Genomic DNA, 24,246 nt, shown 5'->3' with positions numbered 1-24,246 from the left:
AGCATTCTCTAAGCGCGGCGCCTCTGATCGACCGTCCGCCGTTACGACTCGACTTTTGGCGGCTCCACTTCCAGTTTCTGTGCCGCGATCACCGCTTGGGTGCGTGAATGGACACCCAGCTTGCGCAAAATGGCCGTCACGTGGGCTTTGATGGTCGCCTCCGAAACGTTTAGCTCGTAGGCAATCTGCTTGTTCAACAGCCCTTCGGTGAGCATATTGAGCACGCGGAACTGCTGCGGCGTGAGCGAGGCGATCGCCTCGGCAAAGCGCGACTCCTCTTCGCTGGTCTCTTCGAGGACGTTGGCCAGCGCCTCCGGCAGCCACACCTCCCCCTGCAGAATCTCACCCACCGCCTCGGCAATCAGCTGCAGCGATGACGACTTGGGAATGAAGCCAGAAGCACCGTAGTCGATGGCACGACGTACCACGTAGGGTTCATCGCTGCCAGATACTACGGCGACCGGAATATCCGGCATCTGACCGCGCAGTTGAATGAGGCCCGAAAAGCCGTGGGCACCGGGCATGTGCAGATCCAGCAGAATCAAATCTGCATCGGGGTGTCGATTGACGACCTCAGTGGTGGCTTCCATGGTGTCGGCTTCGACAATCTCAGCCTGGGGGGCCAACTGGCGCAACGCCTGGGTGAGTGCTGCACGAAACAGCGGATGGTCGTCAGCGACGATAAACTTATGGGCTACTGCCATGGATATTCCTCCGGTTCCTCGAGCAGCGGGGTTGCCTGCCGCCGCGACGCTAGGCTCATACGGTTGAAGCATGGTACCCCATGGGCTTCATCATGCCCAAGCATCACATGCACAATTTGTCGTTGAGACGTCATCCGCACAAAAACAGCAGTGCCGGCCCTGTGGCCGGCACTGCATCGGGTAAGCGCAGTTTGCCTGACAGCAATGCGCCAATGCTTGACGCCCGTCATTGAATACCCCCACTGCCATGGGCAGCGGGGCGAGTCGATTACTGATTGGCCCGATGCTCGATCAAATCGTCGACGACCGACGGATCCGCCAAGGTACTGGTATCGCCCAGACCATCGCACTCGTTGGCAGCAATTTTACGCAAAATACGCCGCATGATTTTACCCGAGCGCGTTTTCGGTAGCCCCGGAGCCCATTGAATCACGTCGGGTGATGCAATCGGCCCGATATCTTTGCGTACCCACTGGGTCAACTCTTTCTTCAGCTCGTCCGTGGGATCGATACCGTCGTTCAGGGTCACGTAGATGTAGATGCCCTGGCCTTTGATATTGTGGGGGAAGCCCACTACCGCCGCTTCGGCCACGGCAGAGTGCGCCACCAGCGACGACTCGATCTCGGCGGTGCCCATGCGGTGGCCGGAGACGTTCAGCACGTCGTCCACCCGGCCGGTGATCCAGTAGTAGCCATCCTCATCACGACGGCAGCCGTCGCCCGTGAAGTACATGCCGTCGTAGGTAGAGAAATAGGTCTGAACGAAGCGCTCATGATCGCCCCAGATAGAGCGCGCTTGCCCCGGCCAGGAGTCCAGAATCACCAGGTTGCCCTCGGTGGCTCCTTCGAGTTGGTGGCCTTCGTTATCGACCAGGGCAGGTTTGACGCCAAAGAAAGGCGTGGTCGCCGAGCCTGGTTTCAGGTCGGTGGCCCCCGGCAGCGGTGCAATCATGATGCCGCCGGTTTCGGTCTGCCACCAGGTATCGACAATCGGACACTTCTCATTGCCGATGACGCGGTAGAACCACTCCCAGGCTTCGGGGTTGATCGGCTCACCTACCGAGCCCAACAGTCGCAGTGAATCGCGTTTGCTAGAGTCCATCACGCCGTCACCGTGAGCCATTAGCGCACGCACGGCGGTGGGCGCCGTATAAAGGATATTGACCTGATGCTTGTCGACGATCTCGCCCATGCGGCCGTGGGTCGGATAGCTCGGTACGCCCTCGAACATCAGCGTCGTGGCGCCGTTTGCCAGCGGACCGTAAACGATATAGCTATGGCCGGTCACCCAACCCACGTCCGCCGTACACCAGTAGATCTCGCCCTCCTGGTAGTCGAAGACGTACTGATGCGTCATGGCCGCGTAAGTCAGGTAACCGCCGGTGGTGTGCTTCAAGCCTTTTGGCGCGCCGGTGGAACCGGAGGTGTAGAGAATGAACAGCGGATCTTCGGCGTTCATCGCCTCGGCCGGGCACTCGGTTGACTGCTTATCGACCAGCTCGTCGAACCAGATATCGCGACCTTCCTGCCAATCGATATCGCCGCCGGTGCGCTTCACCACCAGGACGTTCTTGCATACGTCGGTGCCGTCACGCTTGAGCGCGGAGTCGACGTTCTCTTTGAGCGGTACATGCTTGCCACCACGCACTGACTCATCGGCAGTGATGACCAGCTTGGAGTCCGCACCGATGACCCGCTGGGCCACCGCGTCGGGGGAGAAGCCGCCAAACACCACCGAGTGCACCGCGCCGATACGGGCACAAGCCAGCATGGCCATGGCCGCTTCGGGTATCATCGGCATGTAGAGCGTGACAGTATCGCCTTTCTTTATACCCAGAGATTTCAGGCCGTTGGCTAGCTGGTTCGTTCGCTCGTAGAGCTCACGGTAGCTAATGTGCTTGGATTCATTGGGATTATCGCCTTCCCAAATGATCGCCGTTTGGTCACCGCGCTTCTCCAAGTGACGATCCAGACAATTCGCCGCGACATTCAGCTCGCCATCTTCGAACCAGCGAATATCGACGTTATCGCGGGCAAACGAGGTGTTCTTGATCTTGCTGGGCGGTTTGATCCAGTCAAGGCGTTTGGCCTGCTCGCCCCAGAAACCTTCCGGGTCGTCCATGGACTGCTGATACATTGCCGCATATTTATCTTTATCGGCCCATGCCTTGGCAGCGATGCTATCGCGCACTGGATAGACGTTGTTATGCTCGCTCATGAAATTGCCTCTGTCCGTGAAGTTGCACTCTCTGGTAAGTGTGGTCGGTTTTGTTATTGGCTGCACCGACGCGCGTAATATTTACCTAGCATAAACCTGTCCCGATCGGCTTCCCTTTAGACATTGGTATTAACAATTTTTATTTAAAAAACAGTAGCTTAAAATAACAATTACGAACTAACGAAAGCACGATAGACCAAGGTCTGATCGCAATGACGGCAGCGGTAGCGACGCCCCTTTGCGACTAAGGCATGACGTCTCGACGTAAAGCGATGCACCCGACAGCCACACTCATAGTGAAAAGGGCGCGGTTGCGAGCGCTGAATATCGAAACGGTGGGTGACCCGAGGCGCGAGCCCAAACAGATCCCGCATGACCGTCTGCCACTCGCGGCCATGCGGTTTAAAGCGAGTCCCCTGGGCCAGATGAAAGACCAGCCAGTGGGCCATCTCATGAGGAATCACCTCGTCGAAAAACGCCTCGCGATTATCGGCCAGCAGCACCGGATTGAAGCGCAATCCGCCCCGCCCAAGGTGTGCCTGCCCCGCCGATGCGCCCTTTAGATCAAACCACACCTTGGGCGCGGGCAGCGCGGGATGTACCTCTCGACAGCGTGCCAAAGCTTGCTCGACCCGCTCTTGGACGGCGCGAAGCAGTGCCGGATGAGAAAGCGCCGATAGTTCATCGCGCGGCCAAGGGGGGAGTGGAGACGTCTTCATTAGTGATAAACTAGCCATTAGTGACGTTGATCGATTGTGATGGATCGACAGCGGTTTTCAAACATGACGTTGATAACGAGGCTCCCCATGGCAGAGCGCCATACCATGACCGACGCTAACTCGCCCGACAGTGCCCCGCCTCAGCCGCTGCTTGACGACGAACAGCTCGACAGGCTGGACGATTTTCTCGACTCTGAACAAGTGGGCGAAGATGCCCTCGACCTGATTTCGGCCCATGGCTTTCTGGTCGCTCTGGCGGTCGCGCCTAGCGAGCAGCCCACCGAGCAGTGGCTGGAGGAGCTTTTTCAAGGCGAACCCAACTACCGCGATGCCACCGAGCGCGATGAGATCGTCCGACTGCTGACACTGCTGCGCGACAACGCCATGGCGGTCCTGGAGCAAGGGGGCCTACCGGAACTGCCCTTCGAACTAACGCTGGATGGTCTGCCCGCAGAAGAGACGCCGATTGGCGACTGGTGTGCAGGCTTCATGGAAGGCGTGTTCAGCGACGAGAGCGCTTGGTTCCAGGAGGATGAAGAGGCTGCCGCCACGCTGCTGCTGCCGTTCATGTCGCTATCGGGGCTCTTCGACGACGAACCCGACATGGCCGAGATGGCCAAAGATCAGGCCAGCCAAGAATCCTTCGTCGCCCAGCTGCCCGAGCTCGTCCTTGACCTCTACCTGCACTACCGGGTACCACCAGAAACGCCCAAACCCAAACCGCGCAAAAAGACGCCCGCCAAAGCGAAGGGCAAAAAGCGCCAGTAGCCGCGTTATTTCAGGCGCATCACCAAACCGTCCACGACACCATACACCCACTCCTTGGCCCGCTGCCCCCAGGGGCGCGCGGCCCAGGCGGCAGCATCCACCTCTTGGCTGGCAGCAAAATTACGTTCGAAAAGCGCCTGCACGTCGCTGGCGAATCCTGGATCGTCTATCTCCTGGTTGGCCTCTAGGTTCCAGTGCAGGTTCCAGTGATCGAAATTACAAGAGCCTAGGCTAACCCACTCGTCGGCCAGGACGAACTTGGCATGTATGAAGGTCGGCTGGAACTCGAAAATGCGCACGCCCGCTTTCAGCAGTGCCTGATAAAAACGCTGGCCCGCATAGCGCACGCCGGGGTGGTCGTGCTTGGCGCCGGGCAGCAGCAAACGTACATCCACGCCTTGTCGAGCGGCGCGGATCAAGCGGCGGCGCAGCGCAAACGTAGGCACGAAGTAGGGCGTGCATAGCCACAGCCGCTGACGCGCACGACTGACCCGGGCATACAGCGAGTGGCGAATTGCTTGGTAGCGATAGCCTCTGGCCGACATTACTCGCCCACGCACGCCATCGGCATGGGACGTCGCGCTGCGCTGAGGCGGGAGCGGAAGGGGCGCTGGGTCCCCCGACGCCTGGCGGGTCAGCCGGGAACGCCACAAACGGCGAAACAGTGCCTCCCAGTCTGCAACGGTCGGTCCGTCGATGCGTAGCGCGATTTCGTACCACGCCTGCAAAAACTCATCCACCGCGCCAAAACCGCCGGTAAAGGCAAGCTCACCGTCCACCACCACTATCTTACGGTGATCACGGCTCAGATTGCGGGCCAACGAGTGAAAGCCAATCGGGTTGAACAGCTGCAAGGCTACGCCAGCGCTCTGCAAGCGTTCACGGTCGCGTCGCTCCAGCCCCATCGCACCGTAGCCGTCCAGGAGTAGAAACACCTGCACGCCGCGCCTAGCGGCGGACGCCAGCGCGTCGATGACTTGGGTGGCAAGCTCCCCCGACTCCATCAAGTAGAGTTCCACCAGCACGTAGTGCTGCGCTTGGCTCACCGCGTCGAACATCGCCGGTAAAAAGCGCGACGCTTCCGGCAGCAACACCACCCGGTTCCCTTCTCGCCACTCGTGCTGCATAGAGACTCCTTCTCTGGCTCCGCTGTGTCATCAACGCTCAGCGACTTAGGGAGCGATGGACATATAGATCGTAGCGGCTCGTTTTGCCTTCCAACGTGTGCTGCGGCGCGGGCCCTGCAATAGGCGGCGCTTTACGGGGGCGTTTCACTACCACCCGGTGGGTCGCCACGTCGAGCGCGGCTTCCAACAAGCGAGGAGCATCGTCGTCGTCTCCGGCCAGCTCGCGAAACACGCGCATCTCTTTTTTCACCAGCGCGGACTTGTCGCGATGGGGGAACATGGGATCCAGGTGGACGACTTGGGGCGTAAACTCGGCGTCCGCCACCAGCCTCGCCAACCGCTCGGCGGCATCGCCATGACGCAAGTACATGCGCGCGGCAATCGCGGCGGTGTCCTCTGCGGCCGCCGCACGCGCTAGGCCGTCGCTGAGCAAGGCGGCGATGGCCGCGACCCGCTCGATCATCAGTACCGGCGCCCCGAGGCTGGCCAGTACGAAGGCGTCGCGACCCAGGCCCGCCGTGGCATCGACCACGCTCGGCGTCACGCCTTTGGCTAGCCCGCAGGCCTTTGCCACCAGCTGTCCACGGCCGCCACCGAACTGACGACGGTGCGCGGCCTTGCCCGAGACGAAGTCGACGCTGAGCGGTTTGCCGTACTCGCGCTCGTCTCCCGCCAGGGCAAGCCGACCCTCCATGTAACCCAGCGTCAGCCCAGGTGGTAGCAAAACCTCCGGTACTGCCTGGCTCATGCCGGTTTCTTCCAAGCCACGTCATTTCGCAGATACACCGGCTGTACCTCATGGGCCGCCTGGCCCAGACCTGCGTCCAAGTCGCGCGCGGCCAGCCACGCCATCTCCTCCGCGCGTGGCTCCATATCGGTGAGATGTTGCGACATACTGGCCTGCACACCGACGGCAAATTCGTCCCATAGGCCAAAGCCGGAGCCCACGCCCACCCAATCGGTTTCACCGGCCGGCAAGCGAAACGCACCGGGCGGGATGACGACCTCGTCACTCTGTAAGCTTAGGGTATCGTTCAGGCAGTGCCAGGTAGCGGCATACACTTCGCCCATGCGCGCATCCAGCGCGGTGACCACATGGCGAAAGTGATAACGCCGATGCGCCTGAAGCGCGAGCGCTTCCAGGGTCGACACGCCGAGCAATGGGCAGTCCAAGCCAAACGCCAATCCTTGCGCGGCACCGGCCGCAATGCGCAGGCCGGTGAACGAGCCGGGGCCGCGCCCAAAGGCGACGGCATTCAACGCTTGTGGGGCAATGCCCGCATCGGCAAGCAGCTCATCCACCATTGGCATCAAGCGCTTGGTGTGCGCGCGTGGCGTCATCTCGAAGCGTGCAAGGCAGTCACGTTGGCCGCCTGTATGGCGGAGTAGTGCCGCAGAGCAGGCGCTGGAGGAGGCATCCAGTGCCAGAAGGTATAACGACGACATAGCGGTATTGCACTCCGTAAAAATAGGCCTCTAGTATACCGCCGCACGCCTGAAACGACGATGGCCCGCAGGAAACCTGCGGGCCATCGAGGCACGTAACGCTGAGGCGCGCTTAGCTGAGCGCTTCTTTCACCTGACGAGTGATGTCTGCCACACTGCCTACGCCTTCGACGCGGTGATACTGCGGTGCAGTCGCCGGATCCTCTTTCGCCCACTGCTGGTAGTAGTCCACCAGCGGAGCGGTTTGGTCGTGGTAGACCGACAGGCGATTACGCACCGTGGACTCCTGATCGTCTTCACGCTGGATCAGCGTTTCGCCGGTTACGTCGTCTTTACCCGCTTCTTTGGGCGGATTGTGCTCGATGTGATACACACGACCAGAGGCCGGATGCACGCGGCGACCCGCCAAGCGACTGACGATCTCTTCGTCCGGCACGGCGATTTCCAGCACGTGGTCCAGTTTGACGCCGCCCTCTTTCATGGCGTCTGCTTGGGGGATGGTCCGCGGGAAGCCGTCGAACAAGAACCCATTCTCACAGTCCGGCTGGCTGATGCGCTCCTTGACCAGGTCGATGATGATGTCGTCCGACACCAGTCCCCCGCTGTTCATAATCTCTTTGACCTTCAGGCCCAGCTCGGTGCCGTCTTTGATGGCGGTGCGCAGCATATCCCCGGTGGAAATTTGGGGAATCTTGAACTGCTCACAGATGAATTGAGCTTGAGTCCCCTTCCCCGCGCCGGGGGCACCCAACAGGATTAAACGCATGGCACTGCTCCTTGAATGATCGTCTTGAATGATAGTGATCGTTGAAATCAATGAATCGACAATAACCGTGCCGTTCAGGCGACACAACTCCCCAAAAGCCTGAGAGCACGATTATTTTGTGTTTTTTTGAGTAAAAACAGCAAAGTGGCCAGCGTTAGTACTTTGGTCACCCTGTTTTAATCAAACTATCGTTTAAGTGGCCTAGCTATAAACACAAGCGGCGCCCCTCAGGGCGCCGCTTGTGGCTTGCTCGGTCGACCGCTTACAGCAGTAAGCGACGGATATCGGTGAGCACGTCCGCCAGGAAGGCGGTGAAGCGCGCTGCATCTGCCCCGTTGATCGCGCGGTGATCGTAGGAGAGCGATAGCGGCATCATCAAGCGCGGTTGGAAGGCGTTGCCATCCCAAACCGGCTTCATCTGCGCTTTCGACACACCCAAGATCGCGACCTCGGGGGCGTTGACGATCGGTGTGAAGGCCGTGCCGCCAATCGAGCCCAGGCTCGAAATGGTGAAGCAGCCACCGGTCATCTCTTCCCGCTTGAGCTTCTTGCTCTGCGCTTTCTTGCCTAGCTCCGCCATCTCCTTGGCAATCTCGATCAAGGATTTCTTATCGGCGTCTCGCAGCACGGGCACCATCAGGCCGTCCGGAGTATCCACCGCGATGCCGATATGGACGTACTTCTTCCACACCAGCGTATCGCCGTCGCCTTTCAAGCTGACGTTGAACTGCGGGAACTTGCGCAGTGCAAAGGCACACGCCTTGACCAGGAAGGGCAGCGGCGTGAGCTTGGCCCCCTGGGCTTCGGCCTCGGCCTTCATGGCCTTGCGGAAGTCCTCGAGCTCGGTGATGTCGGCTTCGTCGAATTGGGTCACGTGGGGCACGTTGAGCCAGCTACGATGCAGGTTCGTCGCGCCCATCTTGAGCAGGCGACCCATCGGCTTCTCTTCCACTTCACCAAACTGGCTGAAGTCGACGTCCGGCATGGCGGGAATGCCTGCTCCACCGCTGGCCGCAGGAGCGGCGGCCTGGGCTTTACCCTGATTGGCCATCGCCTGTTTGACGTAGGCCTGCACGTCCTCTTTCAGCACGCGGTCTTTCGGGCCGCTGGGCTTCACGAGGCCCAGATCGACGCCTAGCTCACGGGCCAGCATACGCACGGCGGGGCCTGCATGCACCAGTTTGCCGTCGCGAGGCTTGTGAGACGCCATTTGCGCTTCGGGACTGGGGGAGCCCGCCGGAGAGGCCTGTTTGGCGCTGGGCGCGCTCTGCGGCTTGCTATCCGCCTTTTCAGGAGCCGCTTTCTTCGGTGCCGCTTTCTTGGCACCCGCGACTTCCATATAGCCGATCACGTCGCCTTCAGAAACGGTGTCACCCTCTTTGACGGTGAGTTCCAGAATTTTGCCTTTGAAGGGGCTCGGCACGTCCATGGAGGCTTTATCGGACTCCAGGGTGATCAGCGGAGCTTCGACGTCGACCTCGTCACCGGCGGCAACACCAATTTCGATGATCGGCACGTCGGAAGAGCCCGACAGATCCGGCACGCGAATCTCTTTGCGTTCGGGCTCGCCGCAGCCGCTATCGTCGTCAGCCGCATCGTCTTCGGCGTCGGCAGATTGGTTAGCGGAGGCAGACTCGTCAGCCTGCTCAGGCGCGTCCGCGTCGTCGGTATCGTCATCTTCGCCCGCGATCTCCATCTGGCCGATCACGTCACCTTCAGAAACGGTATCGCCCTCTTTCACCGTCAGCGACACGATCTTACCGCTGTGCGGGCTAGGTACGTCCATGGAGGCCTTGTCAGACTCCAGGGTGATCAGCGGGTCTTCGGCGTTGACGTCATCGCCTTCGCTCACGGCGACTTCGATGATTTCGACGTTATCGGAGCCGCCAAGGTCAGGCACCTTGATGTCGACGGTCTGCTTGCCACCGCCGGCCTTTTTCGGCGCCGGAGCGGCGTCTTCTTGCTGTTTGGCGGGCGCTTCGTCTGACGTCGACGCTTCGTCGGCTTCCGCTTCTGGCTCGGCATCGCTCTCACCGCCACCTTCCACTTCCAGCTCGACGATATCGTCGCCTTCCGAGACTTTATCGCCCTCTTTGACCAACACTTTGATCACCTTGCCGCCTTTCGGGGCCGGTACGTCCATGCTGGCTTTGTCGGATTCCAGAGTGATCAGGGTGTCTTCCGCTTCGATGACGTCGCCTTCTGACACCGCAATCTCGATGATTTCGACATCGGTATCCCCACCGATGTCGGGAACTTTGATGATTTCGCTACTCAAGGTCGCGCTCCTTCCAAATCGGATCGAGCCGGCGGACATCTGTCCGCCGGGCAGCGGTTTAGCTGGTCAGCGGGTTTGGCTTGTTGGCATCGATGCCATACTTCTTCAGCGCTTCGCCAACCTGCTTGCGATCAAGCTCACCACGGTCGGCCAGCGCACGCAGCGCAGCAACGGTGACGAAGTAGCGGTCTACTTCGAAGAAGTAGCGCAGCTTCTCGCGGGTATCGGAACGACCAAAGCCGTCGGTACCCAACACGGTGTAATCACTGGGCACCCAAGCACGTACTTGATCCGCGTAGAGCTTCATGTAGTCGGTAGACGCAATCACCGGACCATCACGACCTTCCAGGCACTTGGTAACGTGGGGCTTGTTGGCCTCGGCATCCGGGTTGAGGAACGCTTCACGCTCCAGCAGCAGCGCTTCACGACGCAATTCGTTGAAGCTGGTCACGCTCCAGATGTCGGCACCGATGCCCCAGTCGTTGGCCAGCAGTTCGGCGGCGGCTTCCACTTCGCGCAGAATGGTGCCCGAGCCCATCAGCTGAACGCGACCTTTGTCACCCTTCGTCTCTTTGAGCAGGTACATGCCCTTGACGATATCGTCGGCCGGTACGTCCTCGAGTTCGGGGTGCTCGTAGTTCTCGTTCATCACGGTCAGGTAGTAGAAGCAGTTCTCCTGATCGGTGAACATGCGCTTCAAACCATCCTGAACGATGACCGCCACCTCATGACCGTAGGTCGGGTCGTAGCTGCGGCAGTTAGGGATGGTGGACGCCTGAATCAGGCTGTGGCCATCCTGGTGCTGCAGGCCTTCACCGTTGAGCGTGGTACGCCCAGCGGTACCGCCGACCATGAAGCCACGCGCCTGCAAGTCGCCTGCGGCCCAGGCCAAGTCGCCAATACGCTGGAAGCCGAACATCGAGTAGTAGATGTAGAACGGCAGCAGCGTGACGTTGTTGTTGCTGTAGGAGGTCGCAGCGGCAATCCACGCTGACATCGCGCCTGCTTCGGAAATCCCCTCTTCGAGAACCTGACCTTTCTGGTCCTCGCGGTAGTACATGATCTGGCCCTTATCGACCGGCTCGTACTTCTGACCTTCAGAGGTGTAGATACCGAGCTGGCGGAACATACCTTCCATACCGAAGGTACGCGCTTCGTCCGGAATGATCGGCACGACCTGTTTGCCCAGTTTCTTGTCTTTCACCAGACCGTTCAGAATACGCACGAACGCCATGGTGGTAGACACTTCGCGCCCTTTGGAGCCGCCCATTTGCGAGGCAAAGGTCTTGTCTTCCAGGGTCGGAATGTCCAGCGGCTCGAACGTGCTGCGGCGACTCGGCAGATAGCCGTTAAGACGCTCGCGCTGCAAGTGCATGTACTTGAGTTCGGGAGAGTCCTCTTCCGGCTTGTAGTACGGCACGTCCTTGAGCTGCTCGTCGGTGAGCGGAATACCGAAACGGTCGCGGAATTTCTTCAGCGCTTCGTACTCCATGCTCTTGACCTGGTGCGCTTCGTTGGCCGCTTCGCCATCGCCGCTGCCCATGCCGTACCCTTTGATGGTGTGCGCCAGGATGACGGTGGGCTTGCCATTGGAGGTATTGACCGCTTCGTGATAGGCCGCGTAGACCTTGAACGGGTCGTGACCGCCACGGTTGAGCTTCCAGATATCTTCGTCGGAGAGGTCTTTGACCATTTCTTCGGTTTCCGGGTACTTACCGAAGAAGTGCTCACGGGTATAAGCACCGCCGTTCGCCTTGTAGTTCTGGTACTCGCCGTCGACCGCCTCGTCCATGCGTTTTTGAAGGATGCCTTTCTTATCCTTCTCGAACAGCGGATCCCAGTGACGACCCCAAACGACCTTGATCACGTTCCAACCGGCACCGCGGAAGACACCTTCGAACTCGTCCATGACGCGGGAGTTACCGCGTACCGGGCCGTCCAAGCGCTGCAGGTTACAGTTGATGACGAAGATCAGATTATCGAGGTTCTCACGGCCCGCCAACGAGATCGCGCCCAGGGATTCCGGCTCGTCACACTCGCCGTCGCCCATGAAGCACCAGATCTTGCGGTCGTGCATGTCTTTTAGCTCACGGTGATGCAGATACTTCATCACGTGGGCTTGATAGATGGCCTGAATCGGGCCTAGACCCATGGACACCGTGGGGAACTGCCAGTAATCCGGCATTAGCCACGGGTGCGGGTAAGAAGAGAGGCCGTCGCCGTCGACTTCGCGACGGAACTTGTCCATTTGCTCTTCGGTCAGGCGACCTTCCAGAAACGAACGCGCGTAGATACCCGGCGCTACGTGACCCTGAATGTAAATCAGGTCGCCTTCGAAATCGCCTTTAGGGGCACGGAAGAAGTGGTTGAACCCCACATCATATAGCGTGGCAGACGACATGAAACTTGCAATGTGACCACCCAAGCCCGGGTTGGCCCGGTTGTTACGAATGACCTGTGCAATGGCGTTGTAACGGATCAAAGAGCGAATACGGCGCTCCATGAACAGATCGCCAGGCATGGGCGCTTCGCGGTGAACCGGAATCGTATTACGGTGGGGGGTTGTCACCGAGAAGGGCACCTTCATCCCGTCCCGGCGCAGGCGATCCGCCAGGCGGGTCATCAGGTAGCGGGCACGATCTTCGCCCTCACGATCCAGTACCGATTCCAGGGATTCCAGCCACTCCGTGGTTTCGACCGGATCGAGATCTTCTCTTGTCTCCAGACTCATAGAGGTCTCTCCGAATGACGATAAATGACAATGAGCCCCGCCAACCCTTCGGGCCTGGGGCGGCTGCGGTGTTGGGCCACCACAGGCCATGCAATGGCACGACGCGTTTGCATCGTACGGGGGTTTTCGTTCTACATTCAACGAGCTACGCTCGCCTTGATGTAGTAAAGCTACACGTATAGAGTGAAAGTTAGCCTTTTGTATATGCGAAGATACCGCAAAGTCGCCACGCTGCCAATTCCAGTGAAACGTAAAAGGCTATCCAAAACAAACTATTGCACTGCAACATAAGCGCTTTATAAGACCTTTGTTGCTACGACTAACACCCCCAAAATGTAGTTAAACTACCGTTTTATTACCTGCCTCAAGAATCACTTAACATGGCTTTTTAACCAACGGGCTTACTCTAATTAAAAGGTAGCAAGTGTCAGCTGTTGGCGAAAATACGCCCAGTCGAAAGCGGGCCCTGGGTCGGTCTTACGCAGCGGCGCCACCTTGGCGTGGCTGGTGATACGCTGCGGCGTCATATTGGGGTAGCGGGCCATCAGCCACCCCACCGCTTCCACCAGCGCTGCATACTGCGCCCGGGTAAACGGGGTGACGTCATCGCCTTCGAGCTCGATGCCCACCGAGAAATCATTGAGCCTGGATCGCCATTCGCTCAGCGCTGGGTCCCACCACAACGAGCGTCCTGCGTGCCAGGCGCGACGGTCGGTATCGACGAACTGGACGCACGCGCCGTCGCGGCGAATCAAAAGATGTGCCGACACCCGCAAATGGGCGATCTCGGCAAAAAAAGGGTGCTCGCCTGGATGGAGCCGATTGGTGAACAGCGCCTCGATGGCATCGCCTGAAAACTGCCCAGGCGGAAGGCTAATGGCGTGCAAAAGCAGCAGCGAGACCTCGTTTTGAGGGCGTGCGTCCTGGTTAGGCGATGGCAGCTGCCGCGCCTTGGCCCACTCCCCCGGCCGGTTTTCTTGGTTCATGCGCGCACGCACTCCTCTACGTTGGCGTTCCCTTTCACTATAATGCCCGTCATCGAAGACGACGCCCAGAGACCTCACCGCTATGGATTATCAAACTGCTCTTGCTGAAGAGATTCGCGCTTGTGCCGCCCGCCTGCTAGCAGAGGACGTAGGAGCGGGCGATATCACGGCTCAGCTGATTCCTGAGAACCAATGGGCCACCGCCAAGGTGGTGACCCGGGAGCCCGCCGTGCTCTGCGGCGTTGCCTGGGTCGACGAGATTTTTCGCCGATTGGATGCCCGCGTCACGCTGCGTTGGCAAGCCGCCGACGGTGACCGTTTGGCGGCCGACGAGTGCTTTCTCGAATTAGAAGGTCCAGCGCGTAGCTTGCTCACTGGCGAACGCGCCGCGCTCAACGTGCTGCAAACGCTGTCGGCGACCGCGAGTGCGACGCGACGCTACGTCGACTTGCTCGAAGGCACCGGCGTACGCTTGTTGGATACTCGGAAAACCCTTCCCGGCCTGCGACTGGCTCAAAAATACGCGGTCACCTGTGGAGGCGGCCACAATCACCGCATCGGCCTATGGGACGCTTTCTTGATCAAGGAGAACCACATTGCCGCCTGCGGTGGCATTCAGGCAGCCGTAGCGCAAGCCCGCAAAGTGGCCAGCGACCTGCCCGTAGAGGTAGAAGTCGAAACCTTTGAGGAGCTCGACCAAGCGCTAGCGGCCGGGGCGGATATCGTCATGCTGGACAACTTCGCCATCGAAGACCTCCACGTGGCCGTCGAAATCAACGGCGGGCGGGCCACCCTAGAGGCCTCTGGCAACGTAAAGGACGCCACGCTAAGGGCGATTGCCGACACAGGGGTCGACTGCATCTCCAGCGGCGCGCTGACGAAAGACGTCACCTCCATCGACCTGTCGATGCGGATCACCCAAACCTTCAACGTTTAGCGCGCTACGTTTCTACTGCGCTGAGCCGCTTCACTAATCGGTAACGACGCAGCATTTCACCACTGCGTTCGACCCACTGCTCGCCGAGATTGTCGAAGCCTCGGCGCAGCAGGCGCTCATAGAGGACCAGGCTCGCCTCGATCTCTATGCTAGACACGCCGTTCTCAAGCAGAATGCGCTCGGCGTGGATCAGTAGCGTGGTACCGATTCCTCGCCCCGCCAGCGATGGCCAGACGTAGAGTGTTTCGATACGACCTGCGCTAATGTTGAGTTCCAGGAAACCAACACAACGGCCATCGCAAGCCGCCACCAGCGTGGTATAGAGCGCTTGGCGCGCCGCCCAAGCGCTCGCCTCGCGAGGTAGCGCGTTGGCCCAGGCGCGGCGCTCATCCAACCCGTAGTGAGTGGTCGCCCCTTGCATGACCGCATGATAGAAGACTTCCGCCTGGTCAGCGGCATCTTTGGCTAGCGCCGCGCGGTAGGTCACACGGGCCGTCGGCGCAGCAGAGGGTGCGCGTTCGTTCGTTTTCAACATGCTTCGCCTCAATGCGATTTAGCGGCTGGTAACGATAGCGGACTGTCGGTCACCAGCGAGCTATTTTATACTCGTTGCCACGTTACGAAAGTACCACCTCGTCGACCCCGTCGGTGTCGGTCAACCACAAGGCAGTGCTATGCATGATCGCTCGGACAGCGCGTCGTTTACACTGACGCCCATTGGCCATATCGTCAGCGACTATCCGGATAAGTTCGGCGTCCCCCGCCAGCCTGGGCTCGCGCCAGCGGCCAACGCGCGTTTGCTACTGACTGCACCGTTCGATGATCCTCTCACCGTACGAGGCTTGGAAGCGTTTAGCCACCTGTGGGTGACGTTTATCTTTCATCACAGCCCGACCCGCTGGACGCCCTTGGTGCGCCCACCCAGGCTGGGCGGCAACCGCAAAGTCGGCGTCTTTGCTAGCCGCAGCACTCACCGTCCCAATCGACTTGGGCTGTCATTGATCGAGCTGTCGCACATCGACACTCGGCAAGGCGTGAGCCTGCACCTCGCCGGGTGTGACTTGATTAGCGGTACGCCCGTGGTCGATATCAAGCCCTATCTGCCGTGGGCCGAAGCCAAGCCTGAAGCACGGGGCGGGTTTGCTCCCCATGCACCGACACTGCTGCCCGTGCACTTTAGCCAGGCCGCCCAAGCAAGCCTTGCCGCTCGTGCCGATGGGGCGTCACTCCATGCGCTGATCGAGCAAGTATTGGGCCAAGACCCCCGCCCTGCCTACCAGAAAGACCTCCAGAGCGAGCGCATATACGGCGTACGGCTGCGGGATGTGGACGTCAAATTTCAGGCGACTAATGCCGCCTCTGGAAACGACGCCACCACCTTCAAGGTGGTGGCAATCGATCCGCTAACAGACGAAACGGTCCTAGGCGGGAAAGGTAATGCCTAGACGACGACCCACCTCTTCGTAGGCCTCGATCACACCACCTAAGCCCTGACGGAAGCGGTCTTTATCCAGCTTCTCGCGGGTGTTGGCATCCCACAGGCGGCAACCGTCCGGTGAGAACTCATCGCCCAGTACCACCTCGCCGTTGAATACGCCGAACTCCAATTTGTAATCCACCAGCAGCATGTCGCCTTCGGCAAATAGCTGCTTGAGAATGTGGTTCACTTTGAATGTCAATGCCTTCATTTTGGCAAGCTGCTCGGGCGTTGCCCAGCCAAACGTTTCCGCCAGCGACTCGTTGATCATCGGATCGCCCTTCTCGTCGTTCTTCAAGAACAACTCGAAAGTCGGCGGATTAAGGGCGATCCCCTCTTCCACTCCCAAACGCTTCACCAAACCGCCCGCTGCAATGTTGCGCACCACGCACTCGACCGGAATCATCTGCATTCTCTTGACCAAGCTCTCGTTATCGGAAAGCTGTTTCTCGAAATGCGTGGGGATACCCCCCTCTTCCAAGCGCTCCATGATGAAGGCGTTGAAGATGTTGTTCACCATCCCCTTGCGGGCGAGCGCCTCTTTCTTCTTACCATCGAAAGCGCTGGTGTCATCACGAAAGTGCAGTACCAGAAGGTCAGGATCGTCAGTGGTGTAGACGGATTTTGCCTTGCCGGCATAGAGTTCTTGGCGCTTTTCCATGGAGGCTCCGTGAGAAAGTGAGAATCAAAAGGTTAACGTAAGTAGCCGGAGACACGCTCAAGCAACTCGCGCTGATCATCAGCACTAAAATTACGCTCGCTGGCGTTGATGGCACGCAGTACGGTTTGGTCGCCGTTGGGCTCGAGCGCCAAACGAATCTGCTGGGACATCCGGCGTACGTCTGGGCTAAAGACGATCTGCAACGGGTTACGTCCACGCTCGGTTTCGGTCATGTACTCCACCAAGAACTCGTAGTCATCAGCGGAGGTCGCGAGCAGGTCGCGCTGACCCTCTTGGGTGAAATCGAGCGACAAATAGTGGTTCAGCTCGGCCCATACACGGTCGATGGGCTGCGGAATGACGACTTCCCACTCCTCGCCTTGCTGACGTAGCTGAAGCGTTTGCTCATTGGCCAAACGCTGGGCAGTCCACGAAGAGGAGCTGGCAGTGGCACTGCGCGCGCCCAAATACTGTTCTAGGGCAGCAAGACAGCTCTCGACGCTTTGGCCGTTCTGGTCGCAGCGTACTTCGCTGCTACCGGCACGCAGAGCGCTTTGCAGCCTTAGCGTCGCTTGTGGGGTTACGATGACGCCTTGATTGGCACTGCTGTCTTGAACGGGAAGCTGGCGGCTGCGCACGAAGGCTTCCAGCTGTGGCCACACGCTGCCAGGGTCTGCCGCCACGACCAGCCAGCTTTGATCGCCGACTTGGCGACGCTCGACGTAGTCGGGCTCCAATCCGCTGCCAATAGCCAGTGACTGCGGCGGCTGAATCTCGGCCGGCTCATCGAGCCGCGTGCCCTGCATGGCCACCTGGGGGACCGGCATTGCGTCGCGGTAACGCTGGGTGTCGCGGGTGTCAGGCAGCACGAGAGGCGGCGCAGGAGCCGCTTCGGTGTAGTCCAAGTTGCGGTCGTGGTAGTAACCATCGCGCGCGCAACCTGCCAGTGTGACAGCGGCTGCGAGTGCCAGCGGTATCCATTTAAGCGCACGTTGTTCAAGCACAGAGCTCATCAAGCCACCTTAACAGTCAACAGATCGGTTACCCGGCAGGCACTGCCTTCACCGGGTAGCAAAAGGGTTTCGAGCGCCGGACTACTCCTCTACGACGCCCGCCAGCTGTAGCGCTTCGCTGACCGTGCCGTGGTACTTCTCCGACAGCCAGGTCAGCGGCAGGCGAATACCGGCGTCCATATAGCCCATGCGGTGCAACGCCCACTTGACGGGAATGGGGTTGGATTCGATGCCCAGATTGGTATGTAGCGGCATCAGGCGCGTATTGATTTGGTGCGCCTTGTCAGCGTCACCGGCCACAGCGGCCACGCAAAGATCGTGCATCGCTTTTGGGGCCACGTTCGCGGTGACGGAGATGTCACCGTGGCCGCCCATCAGCATGAAATCACAGGCCGTGGCGTCGTCACCGGAGTAGAGCATGAAGTCGCTGCCTTTCAGGCGTGAGATTAGATCCTCAGCACGCTCAAGGTTCCCGGTCGCGTCTTTCAGGCCGATAATGTTGTTCACCTCGGCCAAGCGCACCACGGTCTCGTTATAAAGGTCGGAACAGGTGCGGCCCGGTACGTTATACAAAATCACCGGCAGCTTGCTGCCTTCTGCCACCGCCTTGAAGTGCTGATACAAGCCTTCCTGGGTAGGCTTGTTGTAGTAAGGGCAGACCGACAGGCAGTAATCCGCACCCACTTCACTGGCGTAACGCGCCAATTCGACGGCTTCCGAGGTCGCGTTCGCCCCGGTACCGGCAATCACCGGAATGCGACCGTTCACCTCTTCCACTACGCTGCGGATCACATCGAAGTGTTCGGCAAATGACATGGTGGTGGGCTCACCCGTGGTGCCCGCAGCGACGATGGCATCGGTACCATTGTCGAGGTGGAAGTTCACCAGACGACGAAGCGCCTCCCAGTCGATGTCGCCATTGACCTTCATCGGCGTCGCCAGGGCGACAATGCTGCCTGTGATCATCCGTATTTTCCTCACCTGCAAAAAGTTGAAATCAAGCTGCCACGTGGGATGCAATGACGTACATTGCGACAAGACGCAGCGTTGATGCCTTGAAGGAGCGCCGTCACCCCCGCCCACAAACAGCAAATGGTACTCAGGCGATTCGAGCCTGTACAGCGTAAAGCGCTGTGAGTTTATCGAACGCTTTGACAGTTGCGCGGCGCTTGCGTGTAATTCTCTATGAAAGTGACCCTTGAAAGGAGCCTTTATGACCATTGAACTTGGCCAGCCCGTCCCCGACTTTTCCGCCCCCGCCACCGGCGACACCACCATTACGCTATCCGAACTGCGCGGTAAGCAAGTGGTGGTGTATTTTTATCCGAAAGCCAGCACGCCAGGCTGCACCACCGAAGGCGGCGACTTTCGCGACCGCAAAGCCGCCTTCGATGCGGCCAACACCTTGATCATTGGCGTGTCACGCGACGGACTGCGTGCCCAGGAGAATTTCAAAGCCAAACAGGATTTCAATTTCGAGCTGATATCAGATAAAGACGAAACCGTTTGTCGGCTATTCGATGTCATCAAACTCAAGAAGATGTACGGCAAAGAGCACTTGGGCATCGAGCGCAGCACCTTCTTGATCGACCAGGACGGCAAACTGGCCCAGGAGTGGCGAGGCGTCAAAGTGCCCGGCCATGCAGAGGACGTGCTGAACGCAGCGCAGGCGCTTCACAACCAGTAATCACGGCGCTCAACGCGGTGCCCCTCGGGGGGCACCGCGCTTAGGGCGACTCCTGCTCCAACTGAGGTGGCTGCACTGCCTGTCGGCTTTCGAGCCCCCGTGGCCAGGCGTATACCAACGCCTTGAGCAGCGTGGCCAGCGGGATAGCGAAGAACACCCCCCAAAACCCCCAAATACCGCCAAAGAACAGTACGGCGACGATAATCGAGACCGGGTGAATGTTGTTGGTCTCCGAGAACAGTACAGGGGCCAGCACGTTACCATCCAGCGCCTGCAATATCCCATAAGCCACCAGTACGTACACGAACTGCTCGCTAATGCCAAAATGGAACCCGGCCACCGCTGCCACGGGGAGCGTGGCCACCGCCGCACCAATGTAAGGCACCAGGACGGAAAAACCGACCAGCACCGCCAGCAGCGCCGTATAGGGCAGCCCGAAAAAGGCGAAGGTGATGTACGCCACCGTACCGACGATGACGATTTCGATGGATTTTCCACGAATATAATTAGCGATCTGACGATCCATTTCGTGCCAAATGCGGGTCAACAGCGTCCGCTTTTGCGGCAGCAGCGAGAGCGTAAAACCCACCAGCGCCTCACGATCTTTCAACATGAAAAAGACCAAAATGGGGACTAACACCAAATAAATGATCAGTGACATGATGTTGCCCAGCGACGTCAATGAAAGCGTTAGGGCACGCTGGCCAAGCTGACTGATCTCCCGCCCGGCCACGCCGATCCAGCTCTGTATCTGATCGGGCGTTACGATATTGGGAAAGCGCTCCTGCAACTGATCCAGCCACCCTTGACCACTAGCAAACATCCGCGGTGTCTCTTGGACGAGTCCCACCAGCTGATTCCAAATCAGCGGCATCAAAATGAAGGCAAGCGCCAGCAGGACGCTAACGAACGCCACAAACACCAAAATGACGGCCAGCAAGTGCGGCACTCGCCGCCTCGTCAGGGCGCTGACCACGCCTTGCAGCAGAAACGCCAACACCAGAGCGGTGAAAAAAGGCGCGAGCATACGCCCGAACCAGATGATCGCGGCAAAACCGCCCACCAAAACGAGCAGCAGAATCAACGCCTCTTCGTCTGAAAAATAGCGCTCGACCCAGCTTTTCAGAATGCTGCGCATGGTCATGAGCGAGCGTTCCCTGCTTTACGAATCCAAAACACATACACATCGCCGCGCTGCGTCCGCGCTTCCATGACATGCTCGCTTAGCTCGGTAAAGGCCGCCATATCGCGCCAAGACCCGGCGTCGGTGGCACTTACTTCCAGCAGCTGACCGGGAGCCAAGCCAGCCAGTGCCTGCTTGGCTTTCAGCAGCGGTAGCGGGCAGTGCAATCCAGTGGCGTCCAATAATTGGTCAGGCTGAACCCCTTCGGCCAACCCAGACGCTATTTGCTCAGACATACTTCTCCCCAAAGGCAGCTTTTATGGTGCTCGATCGTTCGATGGCTACATAAGCGTCGCATTGTTGCATAAACTGTTTTTTTGCGATGCCCATCGTGACGATGATTTAACGGCACTTCCTGGCCCGAATCAATGTCACACCGCTGTTCGCCGCGCCCACTACCTGAACGAATGGGGACGTCATGCTGCTTTTTAGACCCACCAACGCCCGCTGGGCCTGTGCGCTAGCCCTGTCGCTTGGCACCCTGTGCGCGAGCTTGCCCAGCCACGGGTATGATGACTATCGGCTGCCCACGCTAGGGGGCGCATCGGCCTCCGCGAGCAACGAAGAGTTTCGTCTAGGTCGCGCGTGGCTACGCCAGTTTCGCGCTCAGGCACCGCAATGGCAGGATCCCATCGTCAGCGACTACCTGGATAGCCTAGTCGCACGCTTGGCCCCCTACAGTCAGTTGGGCAGCCTGCAAACCACCACGGTGATGGTCGATAACCGATCGCTCAATGCCTTTGCCGTTCCCGGCGGAGTCGTCGGCATCAACTCTGGCCTGTTTGCCTTCGCCGAGGATGAAGGGGCGTTCGTTTCGGTGATTGCCCATGAGCTTGGCCACCTTTCCCAACGACACTACGCGCGCGGTAGCGCCCGCGCGGAGCAAACCCAACTGCCCGCCATGGCGGCCATGCTCGCTGGGATGCTGATTGCCGCCAGCGGCGGCGGCGACGCGGGCATTGCCACCGCCATGGGATCTCAAGCGGCGCTGATTCAAGACCAGCTCGCCTACTCAAGGCGCTTCGAGCAGGAGGCCGACCGTATTGGCCTGCAGGCCATGGCCGACGCCGGTTATGATCCAGAGGCCATGGTGCGCATGTTCGATACCATGCAGCGGCTGTCACGCCTTCAAGGTGGTACACCGCCTGAGTTCTTGCTGACTCACCCGGTCTCGGACAGCCGCCTGAGCGACGCCCAAGCGCGGGCCTCTCAACTTAGCGTCGCCAGTCGTTACACCAGCGATACGCTGTACGACATGATGCGAGCACGAGCGCTGCTGAGCATTTATCGCAATACCCCCCAGCAGGCGGCCTCGCGGCTGGCACAAGAAGGTGCCGAGGCGCCTGCACTACGCTACATCGACGCGCTGATCGCAGCGCAAAACGGCCAAACCGACCGCGCGCTGCAAACCCTCGACCAGCTAGCCAACGAACTGCCTGATTACGGCATGCTGCCCGCCACGGCGGCGCAGGTAGCCCTGGAAGCACAGCGCTACGACGACGCCATCGAGCGCAGCCAACGGCTGCTGCGGCTGATGCCCCACTATCTGCCTGCTCAACTCACCCTGGCGGAAGCGCAGTTACAGCGTGATCCTAACGCCGCCTACGATTTGCTCCGGGAGATTACTACGCAGCACCCGGAGAATCCGCAGGGCTTCAACCTGCTTGCGGAGGCTGCTGGGCGCAGCGGCTTTAACGGTTGGGGGCACTTGGCGCGCGCCGAACACCTCCAGCTCACCGGTCGCATAGACCGCGCCATCCGCCAGCTGGGTATTGCCAAAGACGCTGCCCAGCAGGAGAACGACGCCCAAGCGCTCGCGCGCATCGAGCAGCGCCGAGAAGCGTTTCTTGAGTATCGGGAGGCGCTGGAGAAGTTTTAATACCTATCAAGACATGCCAAACGCCCGAGCATAGCGTTCGGGCGTTTGGCTGACGATAGAGAGGTCGTGCGGTGGCTTAAGCGTTGAAATTCAGCATACGCTCGAGGGGCTTTAGCGCCTGCTGACGTAGCGCGTCGTCGACGAAAATTTCGCCGCTGCCTTCACGCAGTGCGCCCGCCAAATTATCCAGCGCGTTCATCGCCATCCACGGACAGTGGGCACAGCTGCGGCAGGTTGCACCGTTTCCAGCAGTAGGCGCTTCAAAGAGCGTTTTACCAGGCACCGCCTGCTGCATTTTGAAGAAAATGCCGCGATCGGTCGCCACGATCAGTTGCTCGTTGGGCAGGGTTTTCGCCGCCTTGATCAGTTGCGAGGTGGACCCCGCCACATCGGCCAGCTTGACGACGGCCTCCGGCGATTCCGGATGCACGAGCACGGCGGCGTCAGGGTAGAGGCGCTTCAGATCCTCGATACCTTTCGCCTTGAACTCCTCGTGCACGATGCAGGCACCGCCCCACATCAGCATGTCGGCACCGGTTTTCTTCTGAATGTAGCTTCCCAGGTGCTTGTCCGGCGCCCAGAGAATCTTTTCGCCCTTTGCCTGCAAATGCTCGATGACGTCGACGGCAATCGACGAGGTCACGACCCAATCGGCACGCGCCTTCACCGCCGCCGAGGTGTTGGCATACACCACCACCGTGCGGTCAGGATGAGCATCGCAAAACGCGCTGAAATCTTCGATGGGGCAACCGACATCCAGGGAACATGTCGCTTCCAGCGTCGGCATCAGCACCCGTTTTTCGGGGGAGAGGATCTTGGCCGTTTCGCCCATGAAGCGCACCCCGGCGACCACCAGCGTGGTGGCATCGTGACGAGCGCCAAAGCGGGCCATTTCAAGGGAATCAGCTACGCAGCCACCGGTCTCTTCGGCCAACTGCTGAATGGCGTCGTCGGTATAGTAATGCGCCACGAGCACGGCGTTGTTCGCCTTGAGTAACTGCTTGATCTCAGCGACTCGCGCTTCGTCTTCCGCTGGAATTCGGGTAGGGCAGTACGGGCTTGGCAGCGGCGCGTCTAGCGCCGCTTGAGAGGTCATCATAGTCATCGTGTCTACCACTGTGACGAACAGGGAATCCCCCTGTTAAACACCAGTCACGGCGTATGCACTCCGCATGCGCCGCACTCAGGGCAGCGGCCGCTGCGTCTCTCGCGGTGGCACGCTGCCAACCTGACTGCTGAGAGTCAGGACAATAACGTCGTTGTTATGACATTCGTTGTTAAGACATTGTGGTGGACAACCCTTCGTTGCTGCAAGCACAACGTCACTTCGCCACACACCACGATGCACATAGCAAAACGCCCCTGGCAGCAAGCTACCAAGGGCGTCGGAATTTGGTGGGTCGTGTAGGATTCGAACCTACGACCAATTGATTAAAAGTCAACTGCTCTACCAACTGAGCTAACGACCCAAATTTGCTGCGTCAGGACTATCGCCAGTATCCATGAAGGACGCATCGACTGGTATTAAAAACAACGCATTAAATCGAAGACGGTTTGATGCAATTGTTTGGTTCGTATGGTGGGTCGTGTAGGATTCGAACCTACGACCAATTGATTAAAAGTCAACTGCTCTACCAACTGAGCTAACGACCCGTCCGAACGGATG

22 protein-coding genes and 2 tRNA genes are annotated in these 24,246 nt (G+C 59.4%); 5 read left to right on the top strand and 19 right to left on the bottom strand.

Translation table 11 applies throughout. From position 1 onward, the window contains the following. Positions 1–41: 41 nt before the first annotated feature. The 3 genes from MHM37_RS03965 to MHM37_RS03955 form a co-directional block, all read right to left on the bottom strand. On the bottom strand, positions 42–704 hold the full coding sequence (locus MHM37_RS03965; protein WP_016916171.1) for a response regulator transcription factor: 663 nt from the start codon (positions 702–704) through the stop codon (positions 42–44). A gap of 268 nt (positions 705–972) precedes the next feature. Then, positions 973–2,922 carry an acetate--CoA ligase gene (gene acs / locus MHM37_RS03960; protein ID WP_239296025.1) on the bottom strand — a complete coding sequence of 650 codons (1,950 nt, stop codon included), beginning with the start codon at positions 2,920–2,922 and terminating at the stop codon, positions 973–975. A 170-nt stretch (positions 2,923–3,092) separates the two neighbouring features. Further along, positions 3,093–3,641, bottom strand: a complete 549-nt coding sequence (locus MHM37_RS03955) for a SprT-like domain-containing protein (RefSeq protein ID WP_239296026.1) — start codon at positions 3,639–3,641, stop codon at positions 3,093–3,095. Between the two features lie 87 nt (positions 3,642–3,728). Between MHM37_RS03955 and MHM37_RS03950 the strand changes: the two genes are divergently transcribed. Next, the gene (locus tag MHM37_RS03950) at positions 3,729–4,409 is read left to right on the top strand and encodes a YecA family protein (protein ID WP_239296027.1); all 681 of its coding nucleotides are present in this window, start codon (positions 3,729–3,731) and stop codon (positions 4,407–4,409) included. Positions 4,410–4,414: 5 nt separating this feature from the next. Here MHM37_RS03950 and MHM37_RS03945 read toward each other — a convergent pair whose 3' ends face one another. From MHM37_RS03945 to ampD, 7 genes are all read right to left on the bottom strand, one after another. Next, positions 4,415–5,536 carry a phospholipase D-like domain-containing protein gene (locus tag MHM37_RS03945; RefSeq protein WP_239296028.1) on the bottom strand — a complete coding sequence of 374 codons (1,122 nt, stop codon included), beginning with the start codon at positions 5,534–5,536 and terminating at the stop codon, positions 4,415–4,417. Between the two features lie 37 nt (positions 5,537–5,573). After that, positions 5,574–6,284 (bottom strand): class I SAM-dependent methyltransferase, encoded by a 711-nt coding sequence (locus tag MHM37_RS03940; protein WP_139526371.1) that lies wholly within the window; start codon positions 6,282–6,284, stop codon positions 5,574–5,576. Further along, positions 6,281–6,982, bottom strand: coding sequence for a tRNA (adenosine(37)-N6)-threonylcarbamoyltransferase complex dimerization subunit type 1 TsaB (gene tsaB / locus MHM37_RS03935; RefSeq protein WP_239296030.1), 702 nt, complete (start codon positions 6,980–6,982; stop codon positions 6,281–6,283). The genes MHM37_RS03940 and tsaB overlap by 4 nt, the downstream gene beginning before the upstream one ends. 112 nt (positions 6,983–7,094) lie before the next feature. Continuing rightward, positions 7,095–7,748, bottom strand: a complete 654-nt coding sequence (gene adk / locus MHM37_RS03930; protein WP_219861735.1) for an adenylate kinase — start codon at positions 7,746–7,748, stop codon at positions 7,095–7,097. 262 nt (positions 7,749–8,010) lie between these two features. Beyond that, positions 8,011–10,026, bottom strand: a complete 2,016-nt coding sequence (gene aceF / locus MHM37_RS03925) for a pyruvate dehydrogenase complex dihydrolipoyllysine-residue acetyltransferase (RefSeq protein ID WP_239296032.1) — start codon at positions 10,024–10,026, stop codon at positions 8,011–8,013. Between the two features lie 58 nt (positions 10,027–10,084). Next, a complete protein-coding gene (gene aceE / locus MHM37_RS03920; RefSeq protein ID WP_153842506.1) occupies positions 10,085–12,757 on the bottom strand; it encodes a pyruvate dehydrogenase (acetyl-transferring), homodimeric type in 2,673 nt (890 codons plus the stop codon). Between the two features lie 410 nt (positions 12,758–13,167). After that, positions 13,168–13,743, bottom strand: coding sequence for a 1,6-anhydro-N-acetylmuramyl-L-alanine amidase AmpD (ampD, locus tag MHM37_RS03915; protein ID WP_239296034.1), 576 nt, complete (start codon positions 13,741–13,743; stop codon positions 13,168–13,170). Positions 13,744–13,825: 82 nt separating this feature from the next. On the opposite strand from ampD, the gene nadC reads away from it, so the two are divergent. After that, positions 13,826–14,680 (top strand): carboxylating nicotinate-nucleotide diphosphorylase, encoded by an 855-nt coding sequence (gene nadC / locus MHM37_RS03910; RefSeq protein WP_139526365.1) that lies wholly within the window; start codon positions 13,826–13,828, stop codon positions 14,678–14,680. Positions 14,681–14,684: 4 nt separating this feature from the next. Here the strand turns inward: nadC and MHM37_RS03905 are convergent, their stop codons facing one another. Further along, positions 14,685–15,215 (bottom strand): GNAT family N-acetyltransferase, encoded by a 531-nt coding sequence (locus MHM37_RS03905; protein WP_239296036.1) that lies wholly within the window; start codon positions 15,213–15,215, stop codon positions 14,685–14,687. A 139-nt stretch (positions 15,216–15,354) separates the two neighbouring features. Here MHM37_RS03905 and tsaA point away from each other — a divergent pair, with 139 nt between their 5' ends. Further along, the gene (gene tsaA, locus MHM37_RS03900) at positions 15,355–16,125 is read left to right on the top strand and encodes a tRNA (N6-threonylcarbamoyladenosine(37)-N6)-methyltransferase TrmO (RefSeq protein ID WP_139526363.1); all 771 of its coding nucleotides are present in this window, start codon (positions 15,355–15,357) and stop codon (positions 16,123–16,125) included. Here the strand turns inward: tsaA and purC are convergent. The 3 genes from purC to dapA all read right to left on the bottom strand — a co-directional run bounded on the left by purC (position 16,102) and on the right by dapA (position 18,797). Next, entirely contained in the window at positions 16,102–16,818 is a 717-nt protein-coding gene (purC, locus tag MHM37_RS03895; RefSeq protein ID WP_139526362.1) for a phosphoribosylaminoimidazolesuccinocarboxamide synthase, read from the bottom strand. The two genes, tsaA and purC, sit on opposite strands and share 24 nt — an antisense overlap. A 32-nt stretch (positions 16,819–16,850) precedes the next feature. Beyond that, positions 16,851–17,831, bottom strand: a complete 981-nt coding sequence (gene bamC / locus MHM37_RS03890) for an outer membrane protein assembly factor BamC (protein WP_139526361.1) — start codon at positions 17,829–17,831, stop codon at positions 16,851–16,853. 81 nt (positions 17,832–17,912) lie between these two features. After that, positions 17,913–18,797 (bottom strand): 4-hydroxy-tetrahydrodipicolinate synthase, encoded by an 885-nt coding sequence (gene dapA / locus MHM37_RS03885; RefSeq protein ID WP_139526360.1) that lies wholly within the window; start codon positions 18,795–18,797, stop codon positions 17,913–17,915. Between the two features lie 247 nt (positions 18,798–19,044). Here dapA and MHM37_RS03880 point away from each other — a divergent pair, with 247 nt between their 5' ends. Continuing rightward, complete coding sequence (locus MHM37_RS03880) at positions 19,045–19,518, top strand: peroxiredoxin (protein ID WP_239296038.1); 474 nt, start codon at positions 19,045–19,047, stop codon at positions 19,516–19,518. A gap of 40 nt (positions 19,519–19,558) precedes the next feature. On the opposite strand, the gene MHM37_RS03875 is transcribed toward MHM37_RS03880, so the two are convergent. Continuing rightward, positions 19,559–20,662 carry an AI-2E family transporter gene (locus MHM37_RS03875; protein WP_139526358.1) on the bottom strand — a complete coding sequence of 368 codons (1,104 nt, stop codon included), beginning with the start codon at positions 20,660–20,662 and terminating at the stop codon, positions 19,559–19,561. Beyond that, entirely contained in the window at positions 20,659–20,937 is a 279-nt protein-coding gene (locus MHM37_RS03870; RefSeq protein WP_139526357.1) for a sulfurtransferase TusA family protein, read from the bottom strand. Before MHM37_RS03870 ends, MHM37_RS03875 begins: the two co-directional genes overlap by 4 nt. A 182-nt stretch (positions 20,938–21,119) precedes the next feature. On the opposite strand from MHM37_RS03870, the gene MHM37_RS03865 reads away from it, so the two are divergent. Then, positions 21,120–22,580: a M48 family metalloprotease gene (locus MHM37_RS03865; protein ID WP_239296040.1), complete on the top strand. Its 1,461-nt coding sequence runs from the start codon at positions 21,120–21,122 to the stop codon at positions 22,578–22,580. Between the two features lie 76 nt (positions 22,581–22,656). Here MHM37_RS03865 and nadA read toward each other — a convergent pair whose 3' ends face one another. The 3 genes from nadA to MHM37_RS03850 form a co-directional block, all read right to left on the bottom strand. Then, the gene (gene nadA / locus MHM37_RS03860) at positions 22,657–23,685 is read right to left on the bottom strand and encodes a quinolinate synthase NadA (protein ID WP_239296042.1); all 1,029 of its coding nucleotides are present in this window, start codon (positions 23,683–23,685) and stop codon (positions 22,657–22,659) included. A gap of 288 nt (positions 23,686–23,973) precedes the next feature. Continuing rightward, a tRNA-Lys gene (locus MHM37_RS03855) sits at positions 23,974–24,049 on the bottom strand. Positions 24,050–24,157: 108 nt separating this feature from the next. Next, positions 24,158–24,233 (bottom strand) — tRNA-Lys (locus MHM37_RS03850). Between the last annotated feature and the right edge of the window lie 13 nt (positions 24,234–24,246).

It is taken from the genome of Halomonas sp. MMH1-48, from assembly GCF_022348105.1.
Taxonomy (GTDB): domain Bacteria; phylum Pseudomonadota; class Gammaproteobacteria; order Pseudomonadales; family Halomonadaceae; genus Vreelandella; species Vreelandella piezotolerans.
Note: the sequence above shows the minus strand (reverse complement) of the source record. Positions and strands in the feature narration are given on the sequence as shown.